Raw genomic sequence first — 24,340 nt, forward strand, 5'->3', positions numbered from 1 at the left:
CGGCGCGGCCGCGGGCGTCGTCGGCGCGTCCGCCGGGGCCGTCGGGTGCTGCTCGGCCGGAGCGGCCGAGGGAGCCGTCGGGGCGGCGGGAGCGGGAGCGACGGCCGGGACGGGAGCGGCGGCGCGGGCCGGGAGCTCGGCGGGCGCGGCATCCGCCCCTCTGGCGAGCACGCGGGCGACCATGAGCTCGAGCTGCAGGCGCGGCGAGGTGGCGCCGGTCATGTCGTCGAGCGTGCCCACGACGAGGTCGGCGATGCGCGACAGCCGCGACGAGCCGAAGGCGTCGGCCTGTCGTCGCATGCGGGTGAGGTCGTCGGCCGAGACGCCCCGCAGGACGGCGGCGGCGTCCTGGCCGGTCGCGGCGACGACGATCAGGTCGCGCAGGCGTTCCAGCAGGTCGTCGACGAAGCGGCGGGGATCCTGACCCGTCTGCACGACCCGGTCGACGGCGGCGAACGCCGCCGAGGCGTCGGATGCGGCGAAGGCGTCGACGACCTCGTCGAGCAGCTCGGCGTGCGTGTACCCGAGCAGGGCGACGGCCCGTGCGTACCGCACGGTCATCGCCTCGGACCCGGTGCCGGGGTCGGAACCGGCGATGAGCTGATCCAGGAGCGACAGCGTGTCTCGCGGGGAGCCGCCGCCCGCGCGGACCACGAGCGGCAGAACGCCCTGCTCGACCTCGACGCCCTCCTGCGCGCACAGCTGCTCGACGTACTCGAGCATCGCCGCGGGAGGCACGAGCCGGAACGGGTAGTGGTGCGTGCGCGAGCGGATCGTGCCGATGACCTTCTCGGGCTCGGTCGTGGCGAAGATGAACTTGACGTGATCGGGCGGCTCTTCGACGAGCTTGAGCAGGGCGTTGAAGCCCTGCGGCGTCACCATGTGCGCCTCGTCGAGGATGAAGATCTTGAACCGGTCGCGGGCGGGCGCGAACACGGCACGCTCGCGCAGATCGCGCGCGTCGTCGACGCCGTTGTGACTCGCCGCGTCGATCTCGACCACGTCGAGCGATCCGCCGCCGCCGCGCCCCAGCTCGACGCAGCTGTCGCACGTGCCGCACGGGGTGTCGGTCGGCCCCTGAGCGCAGTTGAGGCAGCGGGCGAGGATGCGGGCCGACGTCGTCTTGCCGCAGCCGCGCGGGCCCGAGAACAGGTACGCGTGGCCGACCCTGTCGCTGCGCAGGGCGGTCATGAGGGGTTCGGTGACCTGCGACTGCCCGATCATCTCGCCGAACGACTCGGGCCGGTAGCGGCGGTAGAGGGCGGTGGTCACTCCCCCAGCCTACGGCGTGCGTCCGACATCCCGGCGGCCGGATCGGGGGCGGTCCCGCCGGCACGCGGGATCTCGCCGCGCCGGCACGACGCGTCTCGGCGCGGGCTCAGACGTCGACCCCCTGCTCGAGGTCCGCCGCCCCCACCACGATCGGGATGGACGAGGTCACGGTGGGCACCGACGCCGACAGCAGCGAGCCGTCCTCGCGACGCGCGTCGCCCAGCTCGCGCAGCGTCGGGCGTCCCGAGATCACCGGGCCCTGCCCCTCCAGCGCCACCACGACCTGCTCTCCGGCGCCGACCACGTAGCCGACGCCGCGCACGCTGAAGCCCACCGGGTCGCCGGCCCCCGCGCGCACCCGCAGCTCGTCGCGCGTGACCGTCACGGTCAGCGGCGTGCCGTGCCAGTGCACCACGAATTCCAGCGACGGCCACGCCGCGGGCAGACGCGGGTCGAACGACAACTCGCCGAAGTGGTCGCGCATGCCGCCGAAGCCCGAGACGAGCGCCGTCCACACGCCGCCCGCCGACGCCACGTGCACACCGTCGGCGGCGTTGTGGTGCAGGTCGCCGAGGTCGACGAAGATCGACTCGCGGAAGTACTCCAGCGCGAGGTCCTGGTAGCCGACCTCCGCAGCGAGGATCGCCTGCACGACCGCCGACAGCGTCGAGTCGCCCGTGGTCAGCGGGTCGTAGTACTCGAAGTCGGCGAGCTTGTCCTCCGCCGAGAAGTGGTTCCCCTGCAGGAACAGCGCGAGCACGACGTCGGCCTGCTTGAGCACCTGGTACCGGTAGATGACGAGCGGGTGGAAGTGCAGCAGCAGCGGCCGCTTGTCGGGAGGGGTGTTCTCGAGGTCCCAGATCTCGCGCTCGAGGAACACATGGTCCTGCGGGTGGATGCCGAGAGTCGGGCTGAACGGGATGTGCATCGCCTCTGCGGCCCGCTCCCAGGCGTCGGGCTCGCCGGGCTCCAGCGACAGGCGGTCGACCATCTGGCGGTACACCTCGCCGTCGATCTCTGCCATCTCGCGCACGGTGCGGGCCGCGAATCGGAGATTGAACCGCGCCATGACGTTCGTGAAGAGGTTGTCGTTGACGACCGTCGTGTACTCGTCGGGGCCGGTGACGCCGTGGATGTGGAACGAGTCGCCCTCGCCGTCGATGACGCCGTCGTTCGAGCGCCAGAACCCGAGCGTCGCCCACAGCCTCGCCGTCTCGACGGCGATGTCGACGCCCTCGCGGAAGAGGAACTCCTCGTCTCCCGTGGCGCGCACGTACTTCGCCAGCGCATAGCTGACGTCGGCGTTGATGTGGTACTGCGCCGTGCCGGCGGCGTAGTAGGCGGATGCCTCTTCCCCGTTGATCGTCCGCCACGGGAAGAGCGCCCCCGCCTCGTTCAGCTGGAAGGCGCGCCGACGCGCGGCGGGGAGCATGAGGTAGCGCATGCGCAGCGCGTTGCGCGCCCACAGCGGGGTCGTGTACGCGAGGAAGGGGAGCACGTAGATCTCGGTGTCCCAGAAGTAGTGGCCCGAGTACCCCGACCCCGTCATGCCCTTCGCCGGCACGCCCTGACCGTCGGCGCGGGCCGACGCCTGCGCGAGCTGGAACAGGCACCAGCGGGTCGCCTGCTGCAGGTCGTCGTGTCCGCCGATGCGCACGTCCGACCGCTCCCAGAACGCGTCGAGCCACGACCGCTGCTGCGCGCGGATCGCGTCCACGCCCTCGGCCAGCGCACGGTCGAGGGTGCGACGGCAGCGGTCGACGAGCTCGCGCGACGGCACGCCGCGCGACGTGTGATAGCTGACGAGCTTGGTGACGCGGATCGGCACGCCCGCCTTCGCCTGCACGCGGAAGACGTTCTTGGCGATGTCGGGCTCGATGAGGGTGCGCGAGGTGTGCTCGTTGGCGGTCTCGACCAGGTGATCGGCGACGATCGCGATCGTCATGCCGGACTCCGTCGCGCGGTACGACAGCGCGGAGCGCAGCCGGTCCTGCCAGTACTCCTGCGGCTGCAGCACGCGCTCGTGGAACCGCTCCGTCTTGCGCGGATCGAACCCGGCGCGCTTGGGCGCCGAGGGCGTGCCGCCGTAGACGTCCTCGCCGTCCTGACGGTTGATCATCTGGCAGCTCACGGTCACCGGAGCGTCGGCGTTGAGGACGGTGACGTCGATCGTCATGACGGCGAGGTGCTTCTCCTCGAAGGGCACCATCCGCTCGAACTCGATCTGCACCTCCTTGCCGGACGGGGTCACCCAGATGAGATGGCGACGCAGCACGCCGTCGCGCATGTCGAGGACGCGCTCGTACTCGCGCAGGTCGGCCACGTCGAGCGACAGCGGCTCGTCGTCGACGTAGACGCGCATGATCTTCGCGTCGGGCGCGTTGATGATCGTCTGCCCCACCTCGGCGAAGCCGTAGGCCTGCTCGGCGTGGCGGATCGGGAACGTCTCGTGGAAGCCGTTGATGAACGTGCCGTGCTCATGGGCGAAGCGACCCTCGGGGTGGTTGCCGCGCATGCCGAGGTAGCCGTTGCCGACGGCGAAGAGCGTCTCGGTGACGCCCGCGTCGTCGATGTCGAACGACTTCTCGACGAACCGCCAGGGGTCGACGGGGAACCGATCGCGGTTGATCATCGCGCGAACTCCTCCAGGTCCTGCACCACCACATGGGCGCCGGCGTCCAGGAGGTCGTCCTCCCCGACACCGCGATCGACGCCGACGACGAGCCCGAATCCGCCGGACGCGGCCGAGCGCACGCCGCTGATGGCGTCCTCGACCGCGGCGCTTCGGGCGGGCTCGACGCCCAGCATCTTGGCGGCCTCGACGAAGACGTCGGGGGCGGGCTTGGACGCCAGGTGGTCGCGCTCGGCGATGACGCCGTCCATCACGACGGTGAATCGGTCGCGGATGCCGGCGGCGGCGAGCACCTCCTCGGCGTTCTTCGAGCTCGAGACGACCGCGACCGGAGTCCCGGCATCCGCCAGCAGGTCCAGCACCCGCAGCGACCCGGGGTACGGGGCGATCCCCTCGGCGCGCAGCACGCGTTCGAAGACCGCGTTCTTGCGGTTGCCGATGCCGCACACCGTCTCGGCGGAGGGATCGTCGGACGGATCGCCCCACGGCACCTCGACGTCGCGGGAGCGCAGCAGGCTCGCCACCCCGTCGTACCGCTTCTTCCCGTCCAGGTAGTCGAAGTAGTCGCGCTCCGTGTACGCCGGCGTGATGTCCCAGGCCGCGAACAGCTCCTCGAACATCGTCTGCCACGCGTGCATGTGCACTTCGGCGGTGGGCGTCAGCACGCCGTCCAGATCGAACAGCACGGCGTCGAAGGCGGTCAGATCGGGCAGGGCGTCGGGAGCCACAGGACCTCCGGGGAGCGAGGGGAGCGGGTGGATGCGTCGGCACTCCGTCGCGCCGCTCAGCAAAGCGTAATGCGGGCGGGAGCCCAGCCGACACCCCGTGACGTTCAGGGACGGGCGACGCCCAGCGTCTGCCGGGCGATCTCGAGCTCTTCGTCGGTCGGCACAACGAGGACGGTCACGGCCGAGGCATCCGTCGAGATGATCCGGATGCCGCGCTCCTGCGCCTCATTGCGGACCGGATCGATCTCGACTCCGGCGAAGCCGAGGGTCTCCAGCGCGCCCGCGCGCACGTGCGGCGCGTTCTCGCCGACGCCCGCCGTGAACGAGATGACGTCGGCGCCGCCGAGCTGCGCCAGGTAGGCGCCGGCATAGGCGCGCAGCCTGTGCACGTACACCTCGAAGGCGAGGATCGCCCGCTCGTCGCCGCGTTCGACGGCGGCGCGGATGTCGCGCAGGTCGTTGGAGCCGGCGAGCCCGAGCAGCCCGCTGCGCTTGTTCAGCAGGTCGTCCAGCTCGTCGATCGACAGGCCGGCGCGACGGGCGAGCTGGAACAGCACGGCGGGGTCGATGTCGCCCGACCGGGTGCCCATGACCAGCCCCTCGAGAGGCGTGAAGCCCATCGAGGTGTCGATGGAGCGTCCGCCGTCGATCGCGGTGACCGACGCCCCGTTGCCCAGGTGGAACACGATCTGCTTGAGCTCGCCCAGCGGGCGCCCGAGGAAGGCCGCCGCCGCCTCGCTGACGAACTTGTGCGAGGTGCCGTGGAAGCCGTAGCGCCGGATGCGGTGGGATGCCGCGACCTCGGTGTCGATCGCGTACGTGTAGGCGGCGGGAGCCAGCGTCTGGTGGAACGCGGTGTCGAACACCGCCACGTGCGGGACGTCGGGGAACGCGTCGCGCGCTGCCACGATGCCCGCGAGGTTCGCGGGGTTGTGCAGCGGGGCGAGCACGGCGAGCTCGTCGATGTTGATCTCGACGAGCGGCGTGATGAGGGTGGGCTCGAAGAACCGCGCCCCGCCGTGGACGACCCGGTGGCCGACCGCGACGGGCGGCGTGTCGGTCAGCGAGGGACCGTCGGAGGCGAACGCGTCGAGCATGACGGCGAAGCCCGCGGTGTGATCGGGGATCGGCAGCTCGCGCGTGCGGGTGGCGTCGAGGAAGGTCGGCGAGGCGCCGTCCGTCGGCGCGGCGTACACCGTGTGCCGCGCGACGCCGACAGACTCGCCGATCCGCTCGACGAGGCCGGACGCCAGCGTCCGCTCGGTGTCCATGTCCAGCAGCTGGTACTTGAACGACGACGACCCGCTGTTGATGACGAGCACCGGTGTCATGCGTTCACTCCCCCTGCGCCTGGATCGCCGTGATGGCGATCGTGTTGACGATGTCGTCGACGAGCGCCCCGCGCGACAGGTCGTTGATCGGCTTGTTCAGCCCCTGCAGCACCGGTCCGATCGCGACCGCGCCGGCCGATCGCTGCACGGCCTTGTAGGTGTTGTTGCCGGTGTTGAGGTCGGGGAAGACGAAGACCGTCGCGCGGCCGGCGACCTCCGAGTCCGGCATCTTCGCCGCGGCCACGGCGGCGTCGGCGGCGGCGTCGTACTGGATGGGGCCTTCCACGAGCAGCTCGGGGGCGCGGGAGCGGACCAGGGCCGTGGCATCCCGCACCTTCTCGACGTCCGCACCGGACCCGGACTCCCCCGTCGAGTACGACAGCATCGCGACGCGGGGCTCGATCCCGAACTGCGCCGCCGTCGCGGCGGACGAGATCGCGATGTCGGCGAGCTGCTCGCTGGTGGGGTCGGGGATGACCGCGCAGTCGCCGTAGACGAGCACGCGGTCGGCGAGGGCCATGAGGAAGACGCTCGACACGACCGAGACACCCGGCTTCGTCTTGATCACCTCGAACGCCGGCCGGATCGTGTGGGCGGTGGTGTGCGCCGCCCCCGAGACCATGCCGTCGGCGAGCCCGAGGTGCACCATCATCGTGCCGAAGTACGAGACATCGGTGACGGTGTCGGCCGCCTGGCTCACGGTGACGCCCTTGTGGGCCCGCAGCCGGGCGTACTCCTCGGCGAACTTGTGCACGTGGACGGCGTCCAGCGGCGAGAGCACCTCGGCGGCCTTGATGTCGATGCCGAGCTCGATCGCGCGGGCGCGCACCTCGAACGGCTCGCCGAGGATCACGAGGTCCGCGATGCCGCGCTTGAGGACCGTGGCTGCGGCGCGCAGCACGCGGTCGTCGTCGCCCTCGGGCAGGACGATCCTCTTGCGCTGCGCGCGCGCCCGCTCGATGAGCTGGAACTCGAACATGAGGGGCGTGACCACGGTCGCGCGGGCGACGCCGAACGCCGTGAGCAGCTCGTCGGTGTCGACGCTCTGCTCGAACAGCGCGAGGGCGGTGTCGTAGCGGCGCTGCGAGTCGGCGGCCAGGCGGCCGCGCGTGCCCATGATCCGCACCGACGTCTCGTACGTGCCGAGCTCGGTGGTGATGATGGGGACGCTGGAGCCCAGGCCCTCCAGGAGCCGCGTCACCGGCTCGGGGATCTCGAAGCCGCCGTTGAGGACGATGCCGGAGATGGACGGGAACGTGCCCGACGCGTTGGCCAGCAGCGTGGCGAGCAGGACCTCGGAGCGGTCGGCGGGGATGACGACCACCGCACCATCCAGCAGGCGCGGCAGCACGTTGACCATGGACATGCCCGCGACCACGACGGCCAGCGCCTCGCGCGTGAGCCGGTCGGGGTCGCCGCCGATCAGCTCGCCGTCGACCGAGCGCATGATGCCGCGGATCGACGGGGCGACGAGATAGCGGTCCTCGGGGAGGGCCCACACCGGCACCGTCTCGCCCGAGGCGCCGGCGGAGGTCTCGTGGGAGTGCGCCTGGATCGAACGGCGCAGCGCGGCGATGGTCTCATCGAGCCGCTCGGGATCGGCACGGTTCGCGACGACGGCGAAGAGCTTGGCGCGGCCGTGCTGGAGCTCGGCGAGCGCCAGATCGGCGATCTGCCCCACCTCCTCCGGCGTGCGCGGCAGCGACGAGCCCAGCTGCTCCGGCTGGGTCTGGTTCTGAGCCGACCGACCACCCAGCACGAGCAGCACGGGGGCGCCGAGGTTCGCCGCGATGCGCGCGTTGTACGCCAGCTCGGCGGGGCTGCCGACGTCGGTGTAGTCGCTGCCGAGGATCACCACCGCGTCGCACTGGGCCTCGACGGCCTTGTAGCGCTCGACGATCGTAGCGAGAGCGGCATCCGGATCATGGCGGACGTCGTCATAGGTGACGCCGAAGCAGTCGTCGTACGCGAGATCCACCCCGTCGTGGTCCAGGAGCATCTCGAGCACGTAGTCGCGCTCGATCGTCGAGCGCGCGATGGCCCGGAACACCCCCACACGCGGTGTCGCGTGGCTCAGCGCGTCGAGCACGCCGAGCGCGACCGTGGACTTCCCGGAGTGGCCTTCGGCCGACGTGATGTAGATGCTCTGCGCCACCGGTCCAGCCTACGGTCGGGCCGGAGTGCTCGGCCAGGCAGGCGGCCGCATCGGGCGCCGGGGCGGGGGCGCCGGTGCGCTCGGCTACCCTCGGGTCATGGATGCGCCCCGGCCCGGTATCGACGTCCCCGACCACCGCGGCAGGACTGGGCTCGACCGCACGGGGCGCGACCTCGACCGCAACCCGGACGTGCGGGTGACCGAGGTGGAGGTCCTGGCGTCCGCGTGGCACGTGCTGCGGCGCACGACCCTGGACTACCGCACCCCGTCGGGCCGCTGGGAGACGCAGCAGCGCGAGACGTACGATCGCGGCAACGGCGCGACCGTGCTGCTCTACGACCCCGCCCGCCGTACCGTGCTGCTGACGCGGCAGTTCCGGTACCCCGTGTACGTCAACGACCACCCGGACGGGATGCTGATCGAGACGGCCGCCGGCCTCCTCGACGAGGACGACGCCGTGACGGCCATCCGGCGCGAGACCGCCGAGGAGACCGGTGTCGACATCGGCGAGCTCGAGCACGTGTGGGACGTGTACATGAGCCCCGGGTCGGTCACCGAGCGGCTGCATTTCTTCGCCGCGCCGTACGACGCCTCGACGCGGACGGGCGACCGCGGCGGCGTCGAGGAGGACGGCGAGCACATCGAGCTGCTCGAGCCGCACATCGACGAGGCGCTCACGATGGTGCGCGACGGGCGGATCCAGGACGCGAAGACCATCATGCTGCTGCAGTGGGCGGTGCTCGACGGCCCCTTCGCCGCCGCAGGCGCCCGGAAAAATTAAGACTCTCCGCGAACCCGGCAGAGCCTGGTTACCCTTGCTACGTTTCCGTCCTGGGGGAGTTGGCCTGGATGCCGCCTCGCGGAGAGCTGCCTACAGTCTAACCCGCTCGCAGCATGACGCGAGCCACGCGCACGGCCGCTCAGTCGGCGAGCGGCACCACCCGCACGCCGCCGGCGGACTCGGCCAGGACGAGCACCCGCGGCGCGGAGACCTGCTCCAGCGCGGCGAGCACCGGCGCGGGGTCCGCTGCCAGGGTCGCCTCCCCGTCCGCCGCCGGCCACACCGACACCGCGGCCCCCGTCGCCGAGCGGACCGCGACGCCCAGCGACGACACGTCGCCGCCCGAGACGAGGATCACCCGCCCGATCCGGCGCCGCGCCGACCGGGGCGCCGCGGCACGGTCGCGTCGCCAGATGGCGAAGTGGTACGCGAAGACGACGGCGGTCGCACTCAGCACGCCGAGGGGCGCCCGGATGTACTCCAGCAGGCCGCCGGGCTCCCCCTCCCCCAGCGCGAACTCGAAGAGGCGGTAGCCGATGAGCAGGAGCGTCACCACGGCCGCGATGGCGCTGGCACCGAAGATCACCACGAGATAGACGCGCCGGCCGGCGTCGGCCGCATCCGCAGCCCCGCCGCGGTCGGGCCGCCATGCCGCCCACCACGCCCCTCCGCCCACGAGGAGGGCGCTGATGCCCCCGAGCAGAAGGTTCAGGCTCTCGTCGTCGACGAGCGACGAGGCGACGCTCGCCAGCAGCGCGTTGACGATCACGCCGAAACCGCTCGCGGCCTGGATGAGCGCGATCGCCGAGACCACGAGACGCCCGGCCTGACGTGCGCCGTCGGGGCGCGAGCCGAGGACGCCCGCGTGGTACACCCATAGGACGGCTCCGACCGCGGCAGCCGCGACGGCCATGTCCAGCGGGGCGAGCACGTCCGCGGTGGCGCCGGAGACGAGCATCCTCAACACGGTGTGGAGGGTGTTCGCCAGCGCGATGAGCGTGGTGGCCGCCGCGGCGCCCACCACGATGACCAGGAGCACGGCGGCGAACAGCCCGGGCGCACCGCGCGCGCCCTCGCGGTGCCAGTGCCACCACCAGATCCCCGCGCCGAGTGCGAGCCAGACGAGCGACTGCAGGACGGTCTGCCACCAGAGTCCGCCGCTCGCGAGCAGGCCGGCTCCGCCGGTGAGCGCCCGAGCGATCAGGGCCGCGATCGCGGCGACGGCCCCCAGGGCGCCGATCACGAGTCCCCAGACCGCGCTGAGCTGCACGGGGAGGTCGGCGAGCCGTGTCGGCGCCGTGCGGGCGTGCCGGCGCATCCGCCGGTGCCACACCCACACGCCGGCCCACACCAGCGCCGCAGCGGCGTCGTCGGGCCGCCATTCGCCGTCGATCCCCCCGTTCGCCGTCAGCGCGAGCGACACGGTCGCGGTCACGAGCGCCGTCAGCGTCATCGCCGTCAGGTACAGCGTCCACACCAGCGACGCCCGCTCCGCCGGCTCCGCGAGGCGCCGACGCTGCCACCACCACAGCGCTGCGGCGAGGGGGGTGCCGATGACGGCGAAGGCGAGCGAACGGGCGAGGGATGCCTCCCCCTCCGCGATCACCTGCTCGAAGCCGATCGCCCGCGCCAGCAGACCCGAGATCCCGATCGCCGCCACCGTGATGAGGGCGAACAGGAGCGACAGGAGGATGATCCGCCGCACGACGGCCCCGGCGCCGCCGCCGGCGCGCGCGGGCGCGGGTGCAGGTGCCGGTGCGGGTGCGCCGGTCACAGTCCGAGCTCCCCGCACAGCGACAGCTGCCACGGCGCGCGCTCGATGAGCCACTCGCCGTCCTCCTGCACCAGCAGGAAGCTGCCCTCGGACTCCGACTCCCCCGGGCCGAGCAGGCCCGACCCGTATACGGCGGTGATGAGCACGTCGACCGTCGTGCCCGACTCGCGCTCGGTCGTGCGGACGAGCGCCACCCGGTAATCCTCGGCAGCGAACCAGTCCCGCTCGCAGTCGTCGGCGATCTCGGGTACGACATACTCGAGCGCACCCTCGAAGTCCCCGTCGATCAGGGCCTGCGAGTAGCGCTGGACGACGCCTTCCGGCGTATCGGCCGGGTACTCCTGCGGGCCGCCGCGAGCGACGATGACCACGACGGCGATCACGACCACCAGGCCGATGCCGATCAGGAGTGCCGGGAGCGCCCAGCGGCGGCGAGGGGCGTCTTCGCTCATGCTCACATCATGCTCCCCCCGGCGGTCGTGCCGCACCTGCGCGGGATCCGGCGCGCGGGACGGTATCGCCGGGCGCGCGGCGTGGCTCCTCGAGCCCACGGCATCCTCCCAGTGCCGCCCCGCCTGCGCGCGGATAGGATCGAGCCGTGGGCGAGGGAGCCCGCTCTCACCCGCCGAACCGCTCGGACGAGCGGACCAGGAGGCCGCGATGGTCGATACCGCCATGACGGATGCCGGACCCGGCGCGCACGGGGCCGGGCTGACGGCGGACGGGTTCGCGCGCATCACGGACGCGATCCTCGACGCGGTCGGCAGCGTCATCGACGGAAAGCCCGAGGCGGTGCGCAGCGCGCTGGTCTGCCTCCTCGCAGAAGGCCACCTGCTCATCGAGGACGTGCCGGGCGTCGGCAAGACGATGCTCGCCCGGGCGCTCGCGACGTCGGTGGATGCGACCGTGCGGCGGATCCAGTTCACCCCCGACCTCCTGCCGGGTGACGTCACGGGGGTTAGCGTCTACAACCCGGTCGACCGGGAGTTCGAGTTCAAGCCGGGTGCGATCTTCGCCAACATCGTGATCGCGGACGAGATCAACCGTTCCTCCCCCAAGACGCAGTCGGCCCTGCTCGAGGCGATGGAGGAGCGGCAGGTCACCGTCGACGGGCGCACGCACTTCGTCCCCGAGCCGTTCCTGGTGGTCGCGACGCAGAACCCGCTGGAGATGGAGGGGACGTACGCCCTTCCCGAGGCCCAGCGCGACCGCTTCATGATGCGCATCTCCATGGGATACCCCGACCCCCGCTCGGAGGCGCTCATGCTCCGCCAGCGCGACACCGTGAACCCGCTCGACCAGCTCGCCGCCGTGGTCTCGGCCGACGAGGTCTCGGGCCTCATCGGATGGGCGCGCGCGGTGCACGTGGCGCCCGCCATCGAGGACTACGCCGTCGGACTCGCTCAGGCGACCCGCAGTCACAGCGACCTGCGTCTGGGCGCCAGCCCGCGCGCGACGCTGCAGCTCGTCCGGGCCGCCAAGGTGTGGGCCGCCCTCGACGGGCGGGCGTTCGTCATCCCGGACGACATCACGGCGCTCCTCGCGCCCGTGTTCGCGCACCGCCTCATCCCCACCCGTGCCGCCGGCGGCGCGCGCGGCGGCAATGCGGCCGACGCGATCGCCACGATCCTGGAGCGCATCGCGGCGAGCGTGCGAGTGCCGATCGCCTCACGTCAGTGAGTCCGCCGATGAGACGAGTGTGGCCGCTGACAGTCCGGGGCACCGGCGCGCTCGTCCTGGCGATCGTCTGCCTCGTCGTCGCGCAGGAGGCGAGCCTGGCCGAGCTGATGTACTTCGGCATCCTGCTGCTTGCCGTCGTCGCGGCGAGCGTCGCGTCACTCTATGCCGGCCGCCGCACCGAGTCGGTGACCCGCTCGCTCTCGCCCGACGTCGTCTCGGTGGGGTCGGAGGCCCGTGTGGCCGTGCGCGTCGGCGTGCGCACGGCGCTGCCCACCGCGCCGGGGACGTGGCGTGACGCGCTTCCGAAGGGACTGCGCGGCAAGGCCGCCGGCGCCTTCCCCGCGCTCGGGTCGGGGTTCCTCGGCGGCGAGCGCGGCGGCGCCAGGAGCATCGACCTCGTCTACACCGTCACCGGCGCCAGGCGCGGGGTGCACTCGCTGGGTCCGCTCACGGTGCAGTCGTCCGACCCGTTCGGGCTCGCGCGGCGCACGGTGGTGTTCAGCCAGCGCACCCCGGTGACCGTCGCCCCGGCGGTCGTCGACCTCGCCCCGCTGATCGACTACGCCGGCGCGACGGGCGGCCTGCTCCATACGACGACGGACCAGCTGGGTCAGGGCGCCGACAACCTCGTCGCCCGCCCCTACGCCTCGGGCGACTCCATGCGCCGCATCCACTGGCGCGCCACCGCTCACCGTGACGAGCTCATGGTGCGCCAGGAGGAGCAGGAGTCCACGCCCGAGGCGGCGGTCGTCATCGACCGGGCGGTACGTCGGTGGTCGCCCGATGCGCTGCAGGCGCCCGGCGCCGACCCCGGCTTCGAGGCCGCCGTCTCCGCGTGCGTGTCCGCCGTCGCCCGCCTCGTCCACGACGGCTACGCGGTGGAGGTGCTCGACACCGAGGGCACGGTGCTCATCGATCGCATCGACGGCGGCGACATGATGTCCGTCGACGGACTGCTCGTGCAGTTCGCGACGATGACGGCCCGACGCGACGATGATCTCCCCCGGCTGCCCCGGCTGTTCGCGGGCATCTCGACCGGACCGATCGTCCTCATCGTCGGCCGCTTCGATCCCTCTGACGCGGCGGCGGTCGGACCTGTCGCCCATCACAGCACGCTGCCGGTCCTCCTCGCCGCCGCCCCGGCCGCCGGCGCATTGGACCTCGCCGCCGACCACGGCTGGCACGTGGCGGCCATCGACGCCGAACGCGACCTGGCGCCCGCGTGGGCGAACGCGATCGGGCGGGGGGCGCACCATGTCGTCGGCTGACGCGGGCCGCGCGACGCGCGCACGCGGCGGAGAGAAGCTGCTGACCTTCTCGATCTTCGCGGCGCTGCTCGCGGCCCTGCTCCCGGTCGTGCGCGTCATCGACTCCGGCTGGTGGCTGCTGGCGGCGCTGCTGCTGGCCGCGCTCATCCTCGGCGCAGGCTACACCGCGCGCCTCTACCGCCTCCCGGCGGTCGCCGTGACCCTCATCGAGGCCACCCTGTGGGCCGTGTTCCTGACGCTGGTGTTCCTCAGGGACACCGCGCTGCTGTGGGTCATCCCGACCCTCGACACGATCCGCAGCGTGCCGCTGCTCGTGGAAGCGGCGATGGAGGAGATCAGGCTCGGCGCGGCGCCCCTCGACGGCTCTCTTCCGCTGGCCTTCGTGGTGGTCGGAGCGATGGGACTGCTGACGATCATCGTCGACCACGTCGTGGTGACGGCACGGATGCCGCTGCTGGCGTCGGTCGGCATCGTCACGGTGTCGCTGATCCCGGCGATCGCGGCGCCCGCTGCCGTCGACGTGATCGGGTTCGTCTTCCTCGCCGTGACGATCCTGTTCCTGATCCGCTCCGAGACCCGTTCGCGCGAGAAGCCGATGGAGCGTGAGGAGGAGCGCACCGCCGGCGTGCCGGCCACGGCGCTCGGCATCGGCGCGATCGCCATCGTGGTCGCCGTCGTGGTCGCGCCGGCGCTGCCGCAGCCGGGGGCCCGCGCGGGCACGGGACTCGGACCAGGGCCGGGGATCGATGCCACCCTGCAGCTCGGCGACGACCTGCGCCGGCCGCAGGAGGTGGAGGTCATCCGCGTCCGTACCGACTCGCCGTCGGTGCCGTACCTGCGCGCGACGACGCTGAGCCGGTTCGAGGGCGGCATCTGGGAGCCCGACCGGGCGCAGACCGTCTCGCTCGAGAGCGACCGGGCGTTCGGCGAGATCGACAACACGGACGAGATCCGGATCTCGGAGTACACCACCAAGGTCGACGTGGTGAACCTGGACTCGCCGTGGGCGCCGGTGCCGTATCCGGCGGTCGGGGTCGCCGGGCTCAGGGGACTGTGGGGGGCGGTGCCCTACAACCACACGGTGGCGACGACGAGCGACTCGACGATGGGCCAGTCGTACGAGGTGCAGTGGACCCTCCCCCGCCCATCACTGGAACAGGTGCGGGCGGCGACGGCCGTCGGCTCGCAGGTCCGCGACGAGACGACCGAGATCCCCGCCGACATCCCCCCGCAGATCGCCGAGCTCGCCGTGGAGGTCACCGCCGCCGCGACCAACGACTACGACCGCCTCACGGCTCTGCAGCGGTGGTTCCGGGGCGGCGACTTCGCGTACTCCCTCGACGCACCGGTCGAGGAGGGCTTCGACGGCAGCGGCGCCGAAGCGGTGGCACGGTTCCTGGAGGTGCGCCAGGGCTACTGCGTGCACTTCGCCTCCGCCTTCGCACTCATGGCGCGCACCCTCAACATGCCGTCGCGCATCGTCGTGGGCTACCTCCCGGGCACGCCGACGACGGACAGCGTCGACGGGCAGCCGGTGTTCACGGTGTCGAGCTCGCAGCTGCACGCCTGGCCCGAGGTGTACTTCGAGGGCATCGGCTGGATCCCGTTCGAGCCGACCACGGGTCTGGGCACGCCGACGATGTTCTCGTCCGCGGCGACCGCGCCGGGCGAGACGACCGACCCCGGGAGCGTGGGCTCGCAGCCGACGGCGACGCCCACCTCCCCTGGGGACCGCGCCGAGATCGATGCGGAGGAGCAGCAGTCGGCGAATGGGATCGGTGCGGCGCGCGACACCGTCGACCCGCTCCCCCTGCTCGGCATCGTGACCGCTGTCATCGTGCTCCTCTCCCTTCCGCTCCTGGCGAAGGAGGTCCGCCGGCGCCGGCTGGATGCCGCGGCCCGCGCCGGTGACGCCGCCGCGGCCTGGCAGTCGGTGCAGGAGGCAGCCATCGACGTGGCCATCCCCGTGCCGGCCAGCGAGACGCCGCGCGCCTTCGCCCGGCGCCTGGTCGAAGAGCACGGGGTGGCGGCATCCGACATCGATACCGTCCTCACCGCGATCGAGCGCGTCAGCTACTCCCGTGCGGGGACCCGCTCGTACTGGATGGGGGATGCCGCGGCCGACGCGGCCGCCGCGGTGCGCGCATCGCTGCTGACGTCGGTGCCGGCGTCGCGGCGGATCCTGGCGCTCGCGGCCCCCCGATCCCTCATCATCCGTCCCGGCAGCGTCTATGCCGGAGCGGCTCCGGTTCGGGTGCGGTAGCCGAGCAGGGTAGGATGGTCGGCGGCCCTTCGGGGCCTCCTGGAGGATTCGCCTAGTGGCCTATGGCGCACGCTTGGAAAGCGTGTTGGGTGCAAGCCCTCGGGGGTTCGAATCCCCCATCCTCCGCACCTGCGATCCCAGTGTTTTCAAGGGATCGTGCCTCATTCCAACTCTCGTGGCAGAGTTATGGTTCACTTTCAGGCGTCCAGAGCCCCGAATTCCGCGGATCCGGACCGACTTACTCGGAGACAGCGCCGTGTGCGCACGTCGGGTCGCGCCAACCCCTCGCCGACTCACGATTCGGGAGTGCTCGACGGACTCGGCGCTGGGCTCTCTGTCGGCTCCGCTTCTGCGAAGTCCGCGAGTGCTTGCTGGAAAGCGCTGACGGTGGCGGCGTCCACGGCACCCGTGGGCTCGACGCCCAACTCGATCTGGAAGGCCTTCACCGCCTCCGTCAGGGCGGGAGTCCACACTCCGTCGACGGGTCCATCCCAGAACCCGACGAGCTTGAGAGTCTGCTGAACGGCTGCGGTGGTCGCGATCGACTCCTGCGCGGCGGCACCTCCGAGCGCCAGCAGTTCCGCCTGGAGAGCGGCGGAGGTCGCGGCATCCATCGTGCCGGTGATCGGCAACCCGTTCGCTTCCTGCAGTGATTCGACCGCCCCGACGGTCTCCGGCCCGTACACGCCGTCGACGGCACCGGCGTAGTATCCGGTTTCGGCGAGATCCTGCTGCAACGCCGTTGTATACGCACTCGCCGCTGCCTGCGCGTTCACTGCTTGCTCGTCCGAGATGCACCCGGCATCCACGAACAGTCGCAGCCATGCGAACTCGAGAGCGACCGCGGCGCTGTTGAACTGCTCGGCTGCGTCCGCCAACGGCGTGTCGTCGGTGATCGCGCCCTGCGCGTCCGCGAACTCCGACTCCGCCTGCATGACCCGCTCGACGCTCAGGGCGGGGGCCAACGGGGCCGGCGTCGCCGGCGACGAATCGGATGGACTGGGTTCGCCCGAGGGGCTGGCCTTCACGCGCTCCAGCTCCGCGCGCGCCTGCGCCAACTCGTCCTCTGCGATCGCGACCTGCTGCTGGGCTTCGACGGCCGCCTCCGCCCCTTCGAACGCCTCGTCCTTCGGCTCCGCGAGATCCGCCCCCGCGTCTCTGACGTCGCCGACTGTGGGTGCCGTGTCGTTGAGCACGTCCCCGTAACGGTCGAGCGCCATCACGTACGTCTTGCTCGCGGCGCAGAAGTTCGCCGCGGCGTCGGCGAACTGCGCCTGAGCCTCGGCCAGCGCGTCCTCATTTGCAGCGACCCTCGACTCCGCAAGGTTGACGCCCGATACCTCGGCCTCGCAACCGGCGAGTCCGATCGTCAGAACCGCGATGCCGATCGCGATGGCGCCCGGAACAATCCGCCGCCTCATGCTCTCCGTGCTCACAGCAGCCTCCATCGAAGCGGTCGGTCCTTCAGCGAGTGGGCCTTTGCATCGGCGCTCCGTTCGTCGACCCTCAGCGTCGAGGATCGAGAGGCCGTTGAGATCAGACGATACCCAGCGCACTCCCTGACGCGCCAGGTCCGTTCCCCGCATACCCGCGGACGGCGCTCGTCGCAGATCTGCCCCTATCGCGGTGGATCTCCACGATGCCAGCATGGGTGGTTGATGGCGTGGATGCGCACGGACTTCACGCGCCGCGAGCGCAGGATCTTGTGGTGCGCCGCGGCAAGCGCCGAAGTCATCCTGTTCATTGGCGCCGGCGCGGCGGCGTCGGCATCCCAGCCCCCTTCGTACGCGACGGCGCAGACAGCGCTCGCGGTTGCGGACACGCCCGTCCCCTCGCCGTCCCCGTCGCCGAGCGACGAGCCGGCACCGACGCCCACGCCGACCCCCACACCGACAGCGGCAACCCCGCCGCCCGACGTGGAGCCGACCGCCTCCCCCGACCCGACGCCGGCGCCCTCCGCCACCGCGACCCCGGATCAGACGGCGACGCCGCAGCCGACGCCGACCCCGACGCCGGCGACCGTGCCGGCGATTCCGCCGGCCGTGGCCGGCTCGACGGCCACGCTGCCCACGCTGCTGATCGCACTCGGCGTGCTGCTCGCCGCCGCCGTGATGCTGTGGCTGCTGCTGCGGCGTGAGCGAGCGCAGGGCACTGCGGAGGCCGGCGATCGCGTGGTGGGCACGGATCCGCCCCCGGTTGTGCTCGATGCGATGGCGTCACTGGGCACTGCGATGATCGACAGCGGCTATCCCGTCGGGCTGGTGCGCAGCGCACTGGACGATATGGCGAAGGTGAGTGGTCTCACCGCGGCAGAAGCGGTCGTGTTCCCCACTTCCATCCTCGTGTCATCGGGTGACGGCGGCTCGGTGGAGACGCGTGCCGTCACCGCCGGCGACAGCTCGGCGTTGCTCTACCAGGTCGACGCGGTGGATCGCATCGCCGGGGTGGCGCGCACCCGCGCGAACAGCGCGACCTGGGTACGCAGGCAGCTCGCTCGCGTCAAGACGCTGCCGCCGCCGTTCACTCGTGTGCAGCGGATCGGTGCGTACGCGCTGCTGTCGGCCGCGCTCAGCGTCCTGCTCGGCTCCTCGTGGCCCGGGGTGCTCCTCGCGGGGGCGCTCGGCATCGGCGTGGGCGCATTGCTGCTCGCGACGGAACGCCTCGAAGCCGCGTACCAGGCGCTCATCGTGGTCGCCGCGTCTCTCGGCGTGGCCAGCGCCGTCCTGGCCGTGGCGCATCTCTTCGATGCGGGAGTGCTTCCTGCGATCGTCGCACCGCTGATCATGCTGCTGCCCGGCGGGCTGCTGACGATCGGTGTGATCGAACTGGCGACCGGGCACATCATCTCGGGCGGTGCCCGCCTCGCTGCGGGAGGGATGCGGCTCATTCTGCTCGCGACCGGGATCGTGGGCGCTGCCGCTCTGCTCGGCGTGCCGCCGCTCACCACGACTCAATGGCCGATCGGACCCGTCGCCCCGTGGGTGGCGGTCGCCGCCTTCGGCGTCGGCATCGGCATCTACCAGTGCGCCAAGCCTTTCTCCATCGGCTGGATACTGATCGTCCTGTACGTCGCGTACGGCGCCCAGGTGATCGGCGACGTGCTCTTCGACGGCGTGCTCTCGGCACTCGTCGGCGCCGCCGCGATGACGCCGGTCGCCGTCGTCGTCGCTCGTCAGCGCACCGGCCCGCCCGCGCTCGTGAGTTTTCTGCCCGCGTTCTGGCTGCTCGTGCCGGGGGCGCTCGGTTTCATCGGGGTGGCCAACGCACTCGAGGGCGATTCGTCGGGGACGAGTGCGATCATCACCACGATCGCGACCATGGTGTCCATCGCACTAGGCGTGCTGCTGGGGCTGGTCGCCTCGGGCTCCACCCGCGGATTCCGAAGCGCTCCCCTCGCGGATTGGATGCGCGAAGACACCGACGAACTGAAGTGACGGCTGCTCCGCCGCGGAAGTCGGCGCTGTACCGCTACGCGCGGGACGGACTCCGACTCAGCTGGACTTCCCGTACGCGCGGAGGAAGAGCGCCTCCGCGACCGCGAGCTTCTCGATCTCACTCGGGTCGACGCTCTCGTTCGGTGCATGAATGAGGGCGAGCGGCTCTTCGACCCCCATCAGGATGATCTCGGCTCCTGGGTAGGCGTCGGCGAATACATTGCACAGCGGGATCGACCCACCCTGCCCGAGAGTCGTCGGCTCCACGCCGTACGCCGCTTTCAGCGAGTCGGAGAAGATCCGATACGCCGGACCGTCGGTCGCCGCTCGAAAAGGCTCCCCGATGGCCTCGGTCTCGACGTCGACCTGCACATTCCACGGCGCCCGCCCGCGAAGGTGAGAGACGAGCGCGTCATGGGCATCCCGTGCGCCCATCCCCGGCGGCACCCTCAGATTCAGGCGGGCGGAGGCGCGCGGAACGATCGACGCCGTCGACCCCACGACCGGTGGGCAGTCGATGCCGAGAATCGTCAGAGCCGGGCGGGCCCACAGCTCGTCGGCGACGGAACCGTTCCCGAGGAGGTCGACCCCCTCGAGGACACCCGCGTCCGCCCGGAACTGCTGAGCGTCGTAGGGGGCCCCGGGCCAGGTCTGAGCGCTGTCGAGCCCTTCTACGACGGTGTTGCCGTCGCCTGTGCGCAAGGATGCCAGGATCGCCACGAGCGCGGCCAAGGCGTCAGGAGCCGGGCCTCCGAACATGCCTGAGTGGATCTCGGACTTCAGCGATTCGACGTGGACGACCACGTTCGCGAACCCTCGGAGCGAGATCGTGGCCGCCGGACGCCCGACAGCGGCGTTGCCCGTATCGCACACGAGGATGACGTCGGCGGCCAGAACCTCCGGACTCGCCTCGACGAAGCGCTCGAGCCCGCCCGTCCCCTGCTCTTCGCTGCCCTCGACGACGAGTTTGAGGTTCACCGGGACGTCATCGCCGAGTCCGCGCAACGCAAGCAAGTGCATGAGGATGTTGCCCTTGCAGTCCGCCGCGCCACGGCCCGCCCACCGCCCGTCGACGTCGGTGAGTTCGAACGGCGGAGTCCGCCAGGCGGACTCGTCCAGTGGAGGCTGCACGTCGTAGTGCGCGTACAGCAACACGGTCGGAGCATCCGGATCAGACGTCGAACGGGTACCCACCACCGCGTCGCTCCCGTCTGGGGTGCGCACCAGCCGCGCGTCGGCGAAGCCGACCTCTGCGAATCGGGCACGCACCCATTCCGCTGCTTTCGCGCACTCCTCCGGCGGGAACTGGCGGGGATCGGCGACCGATCGAATCGCTACGAGCTCGGCGAGTTCGTCGCGCACGGCCGGCATCATCGCGCGGATGCGGTCGCGGATCTGCTCGGTCACGTCCCGTCACCCACCGTTTCGAGGCTGTCGACGAATTGCTGGAACTCCTCCGCCTCCTCAGGACAGTACGTCTCGATGATCAGCAGCTGGCCCTGAAGCAGCCGGGACTCCACGATCGTCGCACGAAGCCCCGGTCCGCCCGCGCCGTTGGACAGGCTCGCGAGGAGCGTCGAGCGGGCCAGCGCGGAGTTCGGGTCGGCGCACGTCGCACCCCCGTCGTCGCCCAGAACCTGCGCGACCTGCTCGGGTGTGAACGACACCGCTATGCCGGCATCCGCGAAAGAGTCCAGCAGCTGCTGCGCCTTGTCCACGTCGCGGGCCTCCTGGCGCGCCCCGACAAACAGCACCGTGGCGATCACGGCCAGTGCCACGAGTACGACGATGGCCACGATCGTGATGACCGAACGCTCACGTGGGGTCTGGGTCTCGTTGGCGGTGCTCATGATTCACTCGCCTCCGCGTGCGCAGGCTGTTTCCACGACGGCTTGCGGAATCGGTAGAAGAGGAACGGCACCAGCAGCCCGAGCCCGAGCGCACCCCCGCCGACGATCAACAGGTAGGTCCACGGACTGTCACCACCGAACTGCGACGGCGGAATGAATCCGACCAGCAGCGCGGCGAGTGAGGCCGCGAAGCCGACCCCGCACAGTGCCACCAGCATCGGGGCGCGGTATCCCCGCGGGTGGTCGGGGTGCTTCCGCCGCAACCGCACCGCGGCTACGAACATCAGCAAATACATGATCAGGTACACCTGCGTCGTGATGACCGAGAAGATCCAGTACGCACTCGAGACGTTCGGAATGAGCGCATAGCCCAAGGCGATGATGGAGGTGATCACGCCCTGAGTCACCAGCAGGTTCTGCTGCACGCCGTTCTTGTTCAGCTTCTGCAGAAACGGCGGAAGGTAGCCCTCTTCGCGGGAGATGAGCAGCAGACCCTTCGACGGACCTGCGAGCCAGGTGAGCATTCCGCCGAGGGAAGCGGCGACGAGCATGATCCCGACGATCGGTGTGAGCCACGTGATGTCGAACGTCGCGAAGATCGCATCGAACGCCTGCATGATCCCCGCCGTGAGCGAGATCTGTTCGGCAGGGACGATCCAGCTGATCGCGAGCGCGGGGAGGATGAAGATGAGCAGGACCAGGCCCATGGCGAGGAAGATCGCCTTCGGGTACTCCTTGCCCGGATTCTTCAGCGACGACACGTGCACCGCGTTCATCTCCATCCCGCTGTAGGAGAGGAAGTTGTTCACGATGAGCACGAGACTTGCAAGGCCCGCCCACTGAGGAAGCAGATTGTCCACGGTCATCGGCGCGGCCGATGGGTTGCCCTGCCCGAGGAACAGCGCGCCCAGCAGCACGAGCACGGCGCCGGGGATCAGGGTGCCCACGATCAGCCCCCAGCTCGCCAGGCCCGCGACGCCTTTCGTCCCGCGCGACGAGACGAACACGCCGGCCCAGTAGCAGACCATGATCACGAGCGCCGTCCACACACCGTTGGACGCCAGTTCTGGATTGATCACGTACGCGAGCGTGGACGCGACGAAACCGAGCAGAGTCGGGTAGTAGAAGATCGTCATCGCGAACTGACACCAGATCGCGAGGAAGCCCATCGGCTTCGAGATCCCCTCCGACACCCACTTGTAGACCCCGCCCTTCCACCCCGACGCGAGCTCAGCGGCCACGAGCGATGTGGGCAGCAGGAAGACGATTGCGGGGACGATGTAGAGGAAGATCGAGGCCAGCCCGTAGACGGCCATCGTCGGCGCCGGACGCAGACTTGCCACCGAGCTCGTCGTCATCAGAGCGAGCGCGATCCACGAGATCCAAACCGGCGCGGGAATCCCCGTCGCCCGAGAACTGACGGGCCGGGAGCCCACCCCGGACGAACTCATGATTCGCCACCGCGGTAGTTGTCCTTCTTCGACATCACAACTCCTCCCAGCACCGTTGCCTTCGTGAACCCGATGTACCTCGTGCCGAGAATAGCGCCGGTTCGCACCGGATTACATGGCATCCCGCTCGCGAGTTCAACACCCCGCTGCGCGGCCTTGCGCTCCGCCCCGGAACGGTGGAAGGTGTCGGCCATGCACTCGTTGCCTGATCCGACGACCGCCCGCGGACCGGCCACCCCGACCGCCAAGGGGACCCTCTACGCGACCTGCTTGTCGACCCTCGTAGTGAACGCGAACACCTCGGCGGTGAGCATCCTGCTCCCTGCAATCAGCGAGGACACCGGCACGTCAGTCGACACGCTGCAATGGGCGGTCACGGGCTACTCCTTGATGGGCGCGGCGGTCATCGTCACCGCGGGGGCCATGGGCGACGTCTTCGGCCGCAAGCGGGTGTTCCAGCTCGGCCTGCTGCTCTTCGTCGCCTCCTGTGTGTTCATCGCGTTGTCGACCACCGGTACAGCTGTGATCGCGGGGCGGATCATCCAGGGCGCGGCTGGCGCAACGATCCTCGCCTGCGGGCTCAGCCTGCTCACCGTGGCGAACAAGGGTCAGGAGCAACTGCGCGCTGTCTCATTGTGGGGGGCCGCGGCCGCAGTCGGCGCAGCGGCAGGGCCGCTGCTCGGTGGCGTGCTCGTGGACGTCAGCGGGTGGCAGGGTCTGTTCTGGATCGACGCGGCCGTCGCGGTCGTCTGCATGGTGATCGCCTACCGAGGAGTGCAGGAATCACGAGACGAGAACCGCTCACGGTCGATCGACTATCTCGGCGCGGTGCTCATCGCGCTGACCCTGAGCCCGATCCTGCTGGCCACCAGCATGGGCGCAGAGTGGGGCTGGTTCTCGGCGCCGACCCTCGCCTGTCTTGCGGTGGCAATGGCCAGCGGTGTCCTGTTCGTCGTCGTCGAGCGGCGGGTGGCGGTTCCGCTGCTGGATCTCAAGCTGCTTCGCAACGTGGTGCTCGTGGCGTCGACCGTCGCGATCCTCATCGGCGCCGGCACGATCAACGGACTGATGTATCTGCTCAGCCTCTACTTCCAGAACTCCGACGGCCTCGGGTTCACGCCGCTGCAAGCAGGGCTCGCGACACTCCCCGCGACGGTGGGGCTGGTCCTGATCGCACCCGCGGTGCCGAAGCTCGCGGGCAGGATCGGAGGTCGCCAGGTGGTCGGGATCGGCTTCCTCCTGACCGCGATCGGGTTCGTTGTCGTCGGGTTCGTCGAATCCTCGTGGAACTACGCGATGTTCGTTCTGCCCCTGCTGGCGATCGCCGTCGGTATGGGGCTCTCCAATGGCCCGTCCTCCTCCGCCGCGACAGCCTGCGTGCCCCAGGAACAGGTCGGCTCCGCATCCGGGGTCTCCAACATGGCGCGGTACGTCGGCGCGGCTGTCGCCACCGCGCTCGCTGCGAGCATCAATGCATCCGTCGTACAAGCCGACACCGCCGCGGGCGCGGCGATGTCCGATGCCCTGGCGTCCGGTCTGGCGGCGGCATCCTGGGTCATGGCCGGGCTGAGCTTCGCGGGCGTCGTCATGGCAGTGCTCATGAGGCGTCATAAGCTTGCGCGGGGAACGCTCCAAGATGTCGCAGCATCCGCTGCCGCTCACACCCATACGCTGCCGACGACGGCATCGGGATCCGGTGCGGCAGCCTGAGCCGTTCCCGG

17 protein-coding genes, 1 tRNA gene and 1 other RNA gene are annotated in these 24,340 nt (G+C 70.8%); 7 read left to right on the forward strand and 12 right to left on the reverse strand.

The window, feature by feature from the left end:
• The 5 genes from ACWGUG_RS09680 to pta form a co-directional block, all read right to left on the reverse strand.
• Positions 1–1,272 (reverse strand): DNA polymerase III subunit gamma and tau (locus ACWGUG_RS09680; RefSeq protein WP_452324538.1); only part of this gene is annotated, 1,272 nt, incomplete at its 3' end.
• Positions 1,273–1,378: 106 nt separating this feature from the next.
• Positions 1,379–3,904: a glycoside hydrolase family 65 protein gene (locus ACWGUG_RS09685; protein WP_378884324.1), complete on the reverse strand. Its 2,526-nt coding sequence runs from the start codon at positions 3,902–3,904 to the stop codon at positions 1,379–1,381.
• On the reverse strand, positions 3,901–4,632 hold the full coding sequence (locus tag ACWGUG_RS09690) for an HAD family hydrolase (protein WP_452324539.1): 732 nt from the start codon (positions 4,630–4,632) through the stop codon (positions 3,901–3,903). Before ACWGUG_RS09690 ends, ACWGUG_RS09685 begins: the two co-directional genes overlap by 4 nt.
• A 104-nt stretch (positions 4,633–4,736) precedes the next feature.
• Positions 4,737–5,963 carry an acetate/propionate family kinase gene (locus ACWGUG_RS09695; RefSeq protein ID WP_452324540.1) on the reverse strand — a complete coding sequence of 409 codons (1,227 nt, stop codon included), beginning with the start codon at positions 5,961–5,963 and terminating at the stop codon, positions 4,737–4,739.
• A 4-nt stretch (positions 5,964–5,967) separates the two neighbouring features.
• The gene (pta, locus tag ACWGUG_RS09700) at positions 5,968–8,118 is read right to left on the reverse strand and encodes a phosphate acetyltransferase (protein WP_452324541.1); all 2,151 of its coding nucleotides are present in this window, start codon (positions 8,116–8,118) and stop codon (positions 5,968–5,970) included.
• 97 nt (positions 8,119–8,215) lie between these two features.
• Here pta and ACWGUG_RS09705 point away from each other — a divergent pair, with 97 nt between their 5' ends.
• Positions 8,216–8,899 carry an NUDIX domain-containing protein gene (locus ACWGUG_RS09705; protein ID WP_452324542.1) on the forward strand — a complete coding sequence of 228 codons (684 nt, stop codon included), beginning with the start codon at positions 8,216–8,218 and terminating at the stop codon, positions 8,897–8,899.
• On the opposite strand, the gene ffs is transcribed toward ACWGUG_RS09705, so the two are convergent.
• The 3 genes from ffs to ACWGUG_RS09720 form a co-directional block, all read right to left on the reverse strand.
• Positions 8,894–8,990: signal recognition particle sRNA small type (gene ffs, locus ACWGUG_RS09710), an RNA gene on the reverse strand. The two genes, ACWGUG_RS09705 and ffs, sit on opposite strands and share 6 nt — an antisense overlap.
• A gap of 48 nt (positions 8,991–9,038) precedes the next feature.
• Positions 9,039–10,673, reverse strand: coding sequence for a DUF5671 domain-containing protein (locus ACWGUG_RS09715; protein ID WP_452324543.1), 1,635 nt, complete (start codon positions 10,671–10,673; stop codon positions 9,039–9,041).
• On the reverse strand, positions 10,670–11,125 hold the full coding sequence (locus ACWGUG_RS09720) for a hypothetical protein (RefSeq protein ID WP_336394996.1): 456 nt from the start codon (positions 11,123–11,125) through the stop codon (positions 10,670–10,672). The genes ACWGUG_RS09715 and ACWGUG_RS09720 overlap by 4 nt, the downstream gene beginning before the upstream one ends.
• Positions 11,126–11,333: 208 nt before the next feature.
• Between ACWGUG_RS09720 and ACWGUG_RS09725 the strand changes: the two genes are divergently transcribed.
• The 4 genes from ACWGUG_RS09725 to ACWGUG_RS09740 all read left to right on the forward strand — a co-directional run bounded on the left by ACWGUG_RS09725 (position 11,334) and on the right by ACWGUG_RS09740 (position 16,010).
• Positions 11,334–12,353, forward strand: a complete 1,020-nt coding sequence (locus ACWGUG_RS09725) for an AAA family ATPase (RefSeq protein WP_336394995.1) — start codon at positions 11,334–11,336, stop codon at positions 12,351–12,353.
• A gap of 8 nt (positions 12,354–12,361) precedes the next feature.
• Positions 12,362–13,621: a DUF58 domain-containing protein gene (locus ACWGUG_RS09730; protein WP_452324544.1), complete on the forward strand. Its 1,260-nt coding sequence runs from the start codon at positions 12,362–12,364 to the stop codon at positions 13,619–13,621.
• On the forward strand, positions 13,608–15,884 hold the full coding sequence (locus tag ACWGUG_RS09735; protein WP_452324545.1) for a transglutaminase TgpA family protein: 2,277 nt from the start codon (positions 13,608–13,610) through the stop codon (positions 15,882–15,884). Before ACWGUG_RS09730 ends, ACWGUG_RS09735 begins: the two co-directional genes overlap by 14 nt.
• A 41-nt stretch (positions 15,885–15,925) precedes the next feature.
• Positions 15,926–16,010, forward strand: a tRNA-Ser gene (locus tag ACWGUG_RS09740).
• Positions 16,011–16,177: 167 nt separating this feature from the next.
• On the opposite strand, the gene ACWGUG_RS09745 is transcribed toward ACWGUG_RS09740, so the two are convergent.
• Positions 16,178–17,320 carry a peptidoglycan-binding domain-containing protein gene (locus ACWGUG_RS09745; protein WP_452324546.1) on the reverse strand — a complete coding sequence of 381 codons (1,143 nt, stop codon included), beginning with the start codon at positions 17,318–17,320 and terminating at the stop codon, positions 16,178–16,180.
• 480 nt (positions 17,321–17,800) lie between these two features.
• Here ACWGUG_RS09745 and ACWGUG_RS09750 point away from each other — a divergent pair, with 480 nt between their 5' ends.
• Positions 17,801–19,318, forward strand: a complete 1,518-nt coding sequence (locus tag ACWGUG_RS09750; RefSeq protein WP_452324547.1) for a threonine/serine ThrE exporter family protein — start codon at positions 17,801–17,803, stop codon at positions 19,316–19,318.
• 57 nt (positions 19,319–19,375) lie between these two features.
• On the opposite strand, the gene ACWGUG_RS09755 is transcribed toward ACWGUG_RS09750, so the two are convergent.
• From ACWGUG_RS09755 to ACWGUG_RS09765, 3 genes are read right to left on the reverse strand one after another with little or no spacing between them, the layout of a single operon-like run.
• Entirely contained in the window at positions 19,376–20,725 is a 1,350-nt protein-coding gene (locus ACWGUG_RS09755) for a M20/M25/M40 family metallo-hydrolase (RefSeq protein ID WP_452324548.1), read from the reverse strand.
• Complete coding sequence (locus ACWGUG_RS09760; RefSeq protein WP_378884394.1) at positions 20,722–21,168, reverse strand: hypothetical protein; 447 nt, start codon at positions 21,166–21,168, stop codon at positions 20,722–20,724. The genes ACWGUG_RS09755 and ACWGUG_RS09760 overlap by 4 nt, the downstream gene beginning before the upstream one ends.
• Positions 21,165–22,619 carry an APC family permease gene (locus ACWGUG_RS09765; RefSeq protein ID WP_378884396.1) on the reverse strand — a complete coding sequence of 485 codons (1,455 nt, stop codon included), beginning with the start codon at positions 22,617–22,619 and terminating at the stop codon, positions 21,165–21,167. The genes ACWGUG_RS09760 and ACWGUG_RS09765 overlap by 4 nt, the downstream gene beginning before the upstream one ends.
• A gap of 72 nt (positions 22,620–22,691) precedes the next feature.
• Here ACWGUG_RS09765 and ACWGUG_RS09770 point away from each other — a divergent pair, with 72 nt between their 5' ends.
• Positions 22,692–24,329, forward strand: a complete 1,638-nt coding sequence (locus tag ACWGUG_RS09770) for an MFS transporter (protein WP_452324775.1) — start codon at positions 22,692–22,694, stop codon at positions 24,327–24,329.
• Positions 24,330–24,340: the final 11 nt, after the last annotated feature.

This window comes from Microbacterium sp. NPDC055455 (genome assembly GCF_053619935.1).

What these genes read in the sequence shown, in the direction of transcription:
- ACWGUG_RS09685 (WP_378884324.1), bottom strand. Translation starts at nt 3,904, where the DNA reads ATGATCAACCGCGATCGGTTCCCCGTCGACCCCTGGCGGTTCGTCGAG.
- ACWGUG_RS09695 (WP_452324540.1), bottom strand. Translation starts at nt 5,963, where the DNA reads ATGACACCGGTGCTCGTCATCAACAGCGGGTCGTCGTCGTTCAAGTAC.
- ACWGUG_RS09705 (WP_452324542.1), top strand. Translation starts at nt 8,216, where the DNA reads ATGGATGCGCCCCGGCCCGGTATCGACGTCCCCGACCACCGCGGCAGG.
- ACWGUG_RS09720 (WP_336394996.1), bottom strand. Translation starts at nt 11,125, where the DNA reads ATGAGCGAAGACGCCCCTCGCCGCCGCTGGGCGCTCCCGGCACTCCTG.
- ACWGUG_RS09725 (WP_336394995.1), top strand. Translation starts at nt 11,334, where the DNA reads ATGGTCGATACCGCCATGACGGATGCCGGACCCGGCGCGCACGGGGCC.
- ACWGUG_RS09730 (WP_452324544.1), top strand. Translation starts at nt 12,362, where the DNA reads ATGAGACGAGTGTGGCCGCTGACAGTCCGGGGCACCGGCGCGCTCGTC.
- ACWGUG_RS09735 (WP_452324545.1), top strand. Translation starts at nt 13,608, where the DNA reads ATGTCGTCGGCTGACGCGGGCCGCGCGACGCGCGCACGCGGCGGAGAG.
- ACWGUG_RS09760 (WP_378884394.1), bottom strand. Translation starts at nt 21,168, where the DNA reads ATGAGCACCGCCAACGAGACCCAGACCCCACGTGAGCGTTCGGTCATC.
- ACWGUG_RS09765 (WP_378884396.1), bottom strand. Translation starts at nt 22,619, where the DNA reads ATGAGTTCGTCCGGGGTGGGCTCCCGGCCCGTCAGTTCTCGGGCGACG.
- ACWGUG_RS09770 (WP_452324775.1), top strand. Translation starts at nt 22,692, where the DNA reads ATGTACCTCGTGCCGAGAATAGCGCCGGTTCGCACCGGATTACATGGC.